Annotated in this window: 7 protein-coding genes; all 7 read right to left on the bottom strand. The window is 51.5% G+C overall.

What is annotated here, in order from left to right:
• Positions 1–222: 222 nt before the first annotated feature.
• Positions 223–420, bottom strand: coding sequence for a hypothetical protein (locus L362_RS00005; RefSeq protein ID WP_023345621.1), 198 nt, complete (start codon positions 418–420; stop codon positions 223–225).
• A gap of 49 nt (positions 421–469) precedes the next feature.
• On the bottom strand, positions 470–880 hold the full coding sequence (locus L362_RS00010) for a DUF1380 family protein (protein WP_023345620.1): 411 nt from the start codon (positions 878–880) through the stop codon (positions 470–472).
• Positions 881–922: 42 nt separating this feature from the next.
• Positions 923–1,351 carry an antirestriction protein gene (locus tag L362_RS00015; RefSeq protein WP_023345619.1) on the bottom strand — a complete coding sequence of 143 codons (429 nt, stop codon included), beginning with the start codon at positions 1,349–1,351 and terminating at the stop codon, positions 923–925.
• 585 nt (positions 1,352–1,936) lie between these two features.
• The gene (locus tag L362_RS25160) at positions 1,937–2,431 is read right to left on the bottom strand and encodes a Mov34/MPN/PAD-1 family protein (protein ID WP_045334573.1); all 495 of its coding nucleotides are present in this window, start codon (positions 2,429–2,431) and stop codon (positions 1,937–1,939) included.
• The gene (locus L362_RS00020; protein ID WP_023345618.1) at positions 2,421–4,223 is read right to left on the bottom strand and encodes a HesA/MoeB/ThiF family protein; all 1,803 of its coding nucleotides are present in this window, start codon (positions 4,221–4,223) and stop codon (positions 2,421–2,423) included. The genes L362_RS25160 and L362_RS00020 overlap by 11 nt, the downstream gene beginning before the upstream one ends.
• Positions 4,220–5,365: an SMODS domain-containing nucleotidyltransferase gene (locus L362_RS00025; protein WP_023345617.1), complete on the bottom strand. Its 1,146-nt coding sequence runs from the start codon at positions 5,363–5,365 to the stop codon at positions 4,220–4,222. Before L362_RS00025 ends, L362_RS00020 begins: the two co-directional genes overlap by 4 nt.
• A gap of 5 nt (positions 5,366–5,370) precedes the next feature.
• The gene (locus tag L362_RS00030; protein ID WP_023345616.1) at positions 5,371–6,870 is read right to left on the bottom strand and encodes a CBASS system CD-NTase-associated protein Cap4; all 1,500 of its coding nucleotides are present in this window, start codon (positions 6,868–6,870) and stop codon (positions 5,371–5,373) included.
• Positions 6,871–7,239: the final 369 nt, after the last annotated feature.

Genomic DNA, 7,239 nt, shown 5'->3' with positions numbered 1-7,239 from the left:
CCACGCCACGCCACGCCACGCCACGCCACGCCACGCCACGCCACGCAGGACCGTATCCGTGACAATTTGCCCTCACAATGCCATTCCTCTGCATTTATCCTGACTTACACCAGGGAGGGAGGAGGCAGCGCCGCAGGCGCTGGCCTTGCCGCCCCGTCAGCCCGAAGGGATGACAGGGTTTTAGCGCGCGAACATGCGGCGCCTATGCCCCGCCCGGATTATTTACTTTCCATCCCCCTGACCGCCCTGGAGAATGAAGTGGCCGCAAAGATAGACGGCGCACTGGCGGGTAGCCGATTCGCAGATCTCATCCAGCACTTTCGCTGTGGTTACGGGGCTGAGTCCTGATTCGCGACGCCGCTCGTTGATGAGCGTTTTATACTGGCGCAGGATGCTGCGGGTTTCCGGTGACAGTTGCATGGCTTTCTCCTTTTTTCAGTTTCCGGAGGCAATGCCTCCGGTTTCTCAGTCAGGCATCGAGCGCAGCGCGCAGGCTCAACATGACGTCATTTTCTTCTTTCAGGGTTTCTGCCGCTGATCCGCCTCCATCCTCCGCGCATACAGCGATACGCTCCATTTCCTTCCCTGCAAGCTGCATGACTAAGGCCAGCGATTTCGCGGGAATAGTCACGGTTCGCTTCTCGCGTCGCTCATCGAGCATGGTTTCGACAATCGCCCGTATCTGGCCGATATCCGCGCCACTTTCAAGGCATGAACTCAGCCGGCGCAGGACTTCATCCAGTTCCTCATCGGTTAAATCCCAGTCAAGGCAGACGCAACGAATGTCATTTCGATTCCAGCAGGCGAAAACGTATTTCTCGCCATCGAGGTCGGAATGTCTGAACATTTCAAGGGCAATTTCTCTTGCTGTACCAATCATGTTTTTCTCCTTTTATCGGGCGGCATCGCCGCCCGTGGTCAGTCAGTCAAGGGCACGCCAGGTGGTGGCGCTTTCCGGATGGGTGTCAGCAAATGCCATAAGCTGCTCATAGCGACGGCAGAAGTGGCGGCACAGCTCTTCATGGTCATGGTTGCTGTGGTGCCAGCTCCGGTGATTCAGTACCAGCGCCGTGAGAATGATCCCCGCCACTTCCCCGCTGACAGTCTGCTCAAACCAGTTGTCCGGATTGCACAGGGTCAGGCTCTCCACGTCAGGCGCCATATATCCGCCACCTTCCGGCAGCCGGTAAAACTGCCAGAATCCCCCCTGATACTCAGGGCAGTAACGCCAGGCATAGGCGTACACGGATGCCTCGGACGTCATAAAATCGCCGCCAAACAAATCAGGCAGGAAAGTCAGGCGCTGCGCACCCTCAAGACGAACAGCATCACAGGTCACGGTCTGGTTCATAGATCCTCCACGGTTAACATATTCTCGGTTCCGGCATCGCCGTGACGACACGACAGACCGGCGAAAAGCGGAGGACACAGGGGCGACGCCGCAAGCCGCAGCGCAAAGCCTTCACGGGCTGAATGCACCGTGAAGGGTGCGAACGGGTGAGCAGTTGTGTTTGATGTCAAACAGGAAAGATGTTTAAAAGACGCGTAGTGTTTGCAGGCGATGAATATCTGTTATGAGCGAAATGCGGATAGTGATGACAGCATTCTTTTTGAATCAACGGCGGGGCAGATAGTAATGATACAGGCTTTATAGTCTGGTAATGGTCGCTCTGAAAGCGACCGTTCCTGAAATCCCGCGTTTTCTTGTTCCGGAAATCGGTCTTATAAGCGTGTGTTGTTTGTGTCAAGCATCTCAACGGAAATCGTTCATGGATCCGATGATTAAGTGGCGCCGCACACAATGAACGCCTCGGTTCGCTGGCCAGCCTAAGTATCTGTCGACTGCGCGAATCGGCAGAGTGCGGCTCCGACGGGCCGCAAAAGTGGCGTTTCGGCCTGAATACTATGGTCTGATGAAAAACAAAGGGGACGGATATTAAATCAGTACCTCTCGCAGTCTGATGGGGGCGTCTCCCCTTGGGAATACACTGGCGCTCAGACTGTATGAGCCTGCCGGATCCCCTCCAAGTATAATCATTACAGGCTCCAAGCACTGGTAGTCAGGGTTCGCTGCAATGCTTATCATGGACCTGAAGTCATCGCCACTTGGCTCGGGTGAGCCTCCTGGATGAAAATGCCATTCACCAACATAATACAATCCCGTTTTCCATCGAGCATGAAGTAAAGGCCTCAGCCCTCTGACGCCCCGTTGAAATGTCGTCCGTCCAGCGAGTGAATCCGTTGGACGGGTCGTAGCTTCCACGATCATTGCCTTAGAACTGTCTTCGCTGTATGAGCCAATCAGAATGCCACCAGTTTCATTTACGCCAGCTTTAAGACATTCGGAAACCATTTGCTTAATGGTTGAGGAGCTAATAACGACCGTATAAAGCGCACCCTCTCTCGAAAAAGTCACATCTTTAATACTCATGCGGCTCTCTCTCAACAGTGCCATCAGGCATCTGCTTAAAATATTCATAGATTCTCCCTGGCGCACTGACCACCCGGCAAATGAATTTTGTACCGACGGCCGCCCATAACTGTACGTCATCGGCACGGGCCGGAAATACAGGATGCCAGCACCCGATGCCTTCTATTCTCGCCTCATCTATCTTGATCTCAGGTGACGCCGAGGCGTCGAAGCGGCTGGAAGCATCCGTAACCGGAAACGTTGTTTCACTGGCAGCAAACGCAAATAAACCTTCAGCCCGCCATGTCATAGCCAGGCTGATAAATATTTTTTCACCTTGCCAGTCAAATGCCGCCAATGACTTAAGAACGCCATCATCACCGGTACAATCAATGATCACGTCGTACTGACGCAGTGAGTTTTTTGCGGCCTCACTCTCAGGGGGAAACGCGCAGCTGAATGAACGTGCACTTGCGTCAGGCAGAATACGATTCAGATGCTCAACCAGCGCGGCCGCTTTATTATGGCCAACTGACGTCATTGTCAGGGCGTGACGGCTAAGATTTCCGGTCTGTAGGAGGTCTGCGTCCAGAATGCCGAGGCTGACAACACCCATGCGCATCAGGTTTTCTGCAATCATACTGCCCAGTGAGCCTGCACCGATTATCAGCACCTTTTTACTGCGAATGTCGTTGGCTGCTTCGCCACGTGTTCTGAGCTGGTCGGCAGCCCAGTTTTGCGTCCTCACCCACCTTATGGGCTCTTGTGAAAGTGGCTGTTCGCGATCCCAAGCTCTGCGATTCCGTTCCGTTGGGCGGAATCCGGGGCGCTTTGTCATCGTATTACTGAGACCGGTCAGACGCAGCGCCAGCCAGTGAATGCGCGCTGGCTCAGCTCCAATTTTGTTTTCCAGCGGAAAACCCAGCAAGAGTAATCCGGGCGCGCGTTGCTTGCGCAGGGCTCTGACAGAACGCCCAATATCTGAAAAAAGGTCCGGCAGTGATAATCCCCATTGTGCGAAGCAATGGCTGAGCTCCTGCCAGGTCCTGGGTGCCTGCCAAGGAGCCAGAACGGGGAGTGTAGGCAAAACAGACCACACAGCGTTCGTTGTTCTCGTGCCTCTGCGCATGAACGGGGACCATTTGGTTGTCCGGATTAGCTTTCCTTTGTTATCAAAAAACTCACGCAAAAAGCGGGTACCGCTCGCACCAGGCAATCCAGTGCTGCTTGCAAACCCCCATTCTCCTGTTTTCGATGTCCAGAAAGGGAGATCATCAGTCTGTTCGCTAAAACCGATCACAGTAAAGGGTGACTGACCGGGGAAGGCGGGGAGTTCAACAGCATCCCCGGTTGTAACCAGTTTTTCCTGTGCAGCGGCGTCAATCCAGAGTAGCAGCCTGCTGAGTCGCCATCTGATTCTGTCGAGTAATGCTTCGGGTTCCTGCCCCCATAAGTTACGACCAAATGCGGCGGGCGTATTCTCAAGGCACGGATTTCCTGATGTCCATCCACGGGTAGACGCATCCGAAAAGTTGTAGTTTTGGTGCTGAAACGTTGCAGATATACCTTCCGATTTATCGGGATAGACCTCTATGCGTATCTGAGCCTCTTCCTGCCAGAGGACCAGATGCCAGACGCTGTGGTCTGGCATGAAGCTGGAGCCGGGTACGGAAAGCCTGGCGGTGAATTTAAGCGACCATCTCTTGTCAGCAGAAAGCACCCAAGCATTGTTCGTCCACATCCTGGGATCATTATTGATAAGGGTGAACGCTGCCTGCAGCTCTCGTGGCACCTGCTGAATGACTGTACTCAAGCGAAGCGCCCGGTTTTCTGTGGTTCCGCTGGTTTAATTGGCACTGTAAATCCGCCATTGCGATCGCCGCCCTGAGGACCGGGTAAAGGAAACTTGGCTCCGAACAGTTTACGCCATAGTTCTGCACTTTCCTGAGGATCCTGAGAGGCCAGCGCGTTACGGGCAATTTCCGCCGCCCCCGCAATACCCTCATAAAATGAACAGAAATCGTCGGTTGATAAGCGCGCCATCACGTCATGCTCTTCAACGCCGTGATCTGGCAAACACGGCTTACCTTTCTGGCTGTAAATGTCTGCCCAACGGCACAAAAAAGTGTCCAACAGCTGAACAAGACCTTTGCCCATTGAGGTGGTTCCATTATTCAGCGCGTTACCAATCAGATGCTCCAGCGGATAGCCTTTAGGGTATTTCGGCAGGTTTTCGCTGTTCTGTTGTCGCCACCATTTCACCGCCCTGACAAGGTTAATGTAGTGACCGTTGCAAACGCGGTTTTTCTCAGCGGTCCATCTGATCTGCGCGAGAGGATGAGTTCGGCCCCACTCATTTTTTTCCCTGTCAGGTAGCACTAACGGGTGCGCTTTCCATTCTGAAGCGGGGGCGTCCTCTACCTGCGCGCTGCTGCTCTCAGACAACCATCCCGTATTGGGGGACCAGCTTTTATTCAGGCGCCAGTCAGTTTGCTCTTCCAGAGAGTTAACAGTCAGAACTGACTCTGACTTATAGAGTTGCTCAAGATGGTTTTTTTCTGCCCCTGACTCAGGGATGGCGGTGATCACTAGGTCCAGTTCGACATAGGAGAGGGTAATACCAAAAGAGCGCCCCTGAGTTTCCCATTTACCCGGGTAATACTTGTCGAGGAATGGGATGAACAGGTCCATTGCATCAGTGGGAGACATCAAGGTATGGTCAAGATTGGTAACCACGACAATATCAACATCAGGGCGTTTATCGCCGAGCGGACGGATTGCCGTTGAACGACGAATGCTGCCCTGCAGGAACGTTGATACGACAATTTCCTTGAGTGGTTCGAAATTCTTCAGGCGCTCGCGCAGTGTCCTTGCACCACTTTTCCAGTCTTCCTTCTGTGTATCAGTCGGCCTGATATTTGCTAAAAATTCGTTGAACTGAGGTTGAAGTTCCATAATGATTAAACCTTAAATGAAGGAAGGTAGGAGCCATCTCGTTGGCGTTGAAAGTCAAACTCATAAAAGACGCATGTCCCCAGAAAATCGGTGTGCTGGCCAAGATAAAAATTAACGGCATTTGGCGCAGCGCTGAAAATATGCAGGCTTGCCTCAACCGGTAAATTTGCATCCGTGACGGCATCGGATATTTGTTCGGCAAGCGCTACGGCATGTGAACCGTTTTTCACAGATCGTTGCCCGTATCCGTTTGCAGGGGTGACATGAATGATCCGTCCTATGTCAGGCTGATTTGCGAGTATGTAAGCTTGCGCTTTTGGCAGCGCATTTCTCGCAATGCTGAGCACTACTGCAACATCGCTTCCGGTTCCGATAGTCTCGATCTCGATAACCGCAGCAGGTTCGTTGTGGGGTTCGTATTCAGACCAGATAGAGTCGCCCGATCTCCCTTTCTGGACCAGTTCGATTTCTACGCCTGACTTGTGACCAAGACATTTTCCGGCAAGCATTGCAATGGAGCTGTGGGTATTTAGATACAGCCGAACTTTACGCTCCGTCTGCCTTATACCTGTGAGGAAGGTTTCTACTTGGGGCTTAATAACATCATTCCACTCAATGCCTGGGGAGGGAAATCGACCTTCGAAGAGAGAAAGCAGAGATAGTGTGTGTTCCGGAAGCGCATCCATGATGTCCAGTGGCCCATCGCTGAAGGAGCGCAGCGCAACACTTCTGAAGTTTTCAGGTGGTTCCGCCCTGAGCCAATTTTCTTCCACGCACAGGGCTGTGAATTGTTCACGTGTAAAGCGGTAACGTCCCTGACTGCGTAAAGCACGAGCAGCTGCATCGAACCGAAAGTCAGAACTGGTTTCGCAGGTAATCAGGCCAATGATCTGGAAGCAGGTATTAACTTTTTCACGCATCGCTTCAAGTGTGGGCTGTGACTGATGGATGTAAAACCCTGTCAGCACCTGCTCCAGTTCCTGGTCTGTGGAGAGCTTGAGATGTTCACGCCAGAGCTTGCGAACCTTTCCCTTTCGGCTAATGTCAGTCGTGCCATCGAACAGTTTATCGAGTCGTAATGAGCCATCCACATTGCTGATTATTTCACCAAGTGGGTCTGCATCAATAATTCGATCTGTCGTGACAAGATTAAAAGCAGAGTTGGCAGGCGCAGTGCTCTTTGCCTCTTGTAGCCTTTCAAGAATTGAGAAGGTCTTAGCGCCAATGAAGGCCGGGTCAATCAGGTCTTCAAAACCAAAACTTGTAGCCTGTGTAACGTGAAATTTGATTTGATAGTAATCGGCCTGAATTCGTTCGGGCCCAGTGCTGCGGCGGGGAGGGTTATAACGTGTAATTACGTCATCAAAAGCTTTAGGGCCGTCGGCCTCATAGGAAACTTCTGATACGAAACCCTGATCGGGATTTTTAAGTCTGGATGCCTCAATCCAGAAATATCGAGCCTGATAATCATGACCATGCCAGTTAGCCAATACAGAAGTCGCCATGAGATTCGTCCCAAATAACAGTAATATTTTGAAACTATCACGTCAGAGTATACTGTTCAAGAAGACAGTGATTATTACAGGTTCTGAAATTCATTAACGACTCATTTGTATTTAAATAATTGATATTAATATCAAATCAAAAATAATGTCAGTCAGACATCAGTTAAACTGAAGAGCAAAATTTTTTTAATTCCCAGACGATCTCTGAAAAAGAACATTTAACTGCAGACTTCTGTAGGAAGATCAACTATTGAACATAATGACATTGATCAAAGGTGAGATTAGTGACTGTGTATTCAAGACATAAGAGTCATCTCAGTAATGATACTTAGTCCCCCCTTCCCCCCCCCGCCGTTGCCAGTGTTTCAG

It is taken from the genome of Enterobacter sp. MGH 16 (assembly GCF_000493175.1).
In the GTDB taxonomy this organism is placed as follows: Bacteria; Pseudomonadota; Gammaproteobacteria; order Enterobacterales; family Enterobacteriaceae; genus Enterobacter; species Enterobacter roggenkampii.
Note: the sequence above shows the minus strand (reverse complement) of the source record. Positions and strands in the feature narration are given on the sequence as shown.

Excerpts from the sequence above, each read along its gene's own strand:
- L362_RS00005 (WP_023345621.1), bottom strand. The coding sequence starts at position 420 with ATGCAACTGTCACCGGAAACCCGCAGCATCCTGCGCCAGTATAAAACG.
- L362_RS00010 (WP_023345620.1), bottom strand. The coding sequence starts at position 880 with ATGATTGGTACAGCAAGAGAAATTGCCCTTGAAATGTTCAGACATTCC.
- L362_RS00015 (WP_023345619.1), bottom strand. The coding sequence starts at position 1,351 with ATGAACCAGACCGTGACCTGTGATGCTGTTCGTCTTGAGGGTGCGCAG.
- L362_RS25160 (WP_045334573.1), bottom strand. The coding sequence starts at position 2,431 with ATGAGTATTAAAGATGTGACTTTTTCGAGAGAGGGTGCGCTTTATACG.
- L362_RS00025 (WP_023345617.1), bottom strand. The coding sequence starts at position 5,365 with ATGGAACTTCAACCTCAGTTCAACGAATTTTTAGCAAATATCAGGCCG.
- L362_RS00030 (WP_023345616.1), bottom strand. The coding sequence starts at position 6,870 with ATGGCGACTTCTGTATTGGCTAACTGGCATGGTCATGATTATCAGGCT.